At 59.9% G+C, this 906-nt stretch carries 1 protein-coding gene; it reads left to right on the top strand.

Features of this window, described 5'->3' with window-relative positions; translation table 11 throughout:
• Nucleotides 1–77: 77 nt before the first annotated feature.
• Nucleotides 78–713, top strand: coding sequence for an epimerase (locus V6C16_RS14320; RefSeq protein WP_333543567.1), 636 nt, complete (start codon nt 78–80; stop codon nt 711–713).
• Nucleotides 714–906 lie beyond the last annotated feature (193 nt).

The raw sequence follows: 906 nt of genomic DNA, 5'->3' as shown, positions 1-906 counted from the left end.
GTTGGTGGCACTAGTCTTGCCCGTGATGTTCACTGTGCCGCCGCTGATATCCACGCTTCTGGCATTGATGCTGCGACATGCATCGCGAGGGCCAGCGCATGCCCCACAGTCTTTTGCAGGCATCGGCATGCGGCTACTACGGTTTGTGGCAGGATGCGGCCACGGCCCCGCCGTGTACTGAAAGCAGCCCCTCGGGCCAGGGTTTTCTGGCCCGCACCTGTGTGCAGTGGGAGGAAAGCACAGCATCTGTGGAAAATATGGGAATCCGCCGCTGCATTCTCCGTTTTTCGCCCGTGCTGGGCAAAAAATCTTCCGGAGCCGCTGGAGGTTTTCTGGAACGGATGCTGCCGCCGTTCAGATATTTCGTGGGCGGGCCTGTGGGCTCGGGCCGTCAGCCCATAAGCTGGATTCATATGGAAGATGTAACGCGCATTGCCCTGCTTTTGCTCGAACAGGACAAGCTGCGCGGCATTTTCAATGCCACCGCCCCTGAAACCGTGAGCATGCGTTGCTTTGCCCACATGCTGGGCAAAGCCTGCGCGCGCCCGTCATGGCTGCCTGTTCCCGCCATCGCCGTGCGCCTTGCCCTGGGCGAAATGGCCGAAGAACTGGTGCTGTGCGGGCAAAACCCTGTTCCATACCGCCTGATGGACGCGGGATACGCCTTTCACTACAGCGACCTTGAGCAGGCCCTGGCTCAGACCCTTGCCTGACGCAGGCCGGACTGAGTCATCCGGGAACGCCTTGCAGCGTTTTCACAGGGCAACACATCAGCGCACAAAAAAGGAACCCCCCGGCCTAGCCGGGGGTTCTTCATATGCGCCTGTAAGGCTTTCTTACCAGCCGCGCCCTAACAGGCGCACGGGCGATCTGACATTTGCATTTCTGTTACTTGCGGCCCGTAAA

The sequence above is a fragment of the Desulfovibrio sp. 1188_IL3213 genome, from assembly GCF_036763145.1.
Taxonomy (GTDB): domain Bacteria; phylum Desulfobacterota; class Desulfovibrionia; order Desulfovibrionales; family Desulfovibrionaceae; genus Desulfovibrio.
The sequence above is the reverse complement of the archived record's forward strand: the minus strand, read 5'-3'. Positions and strand labels throughout refer to the sequence as shown.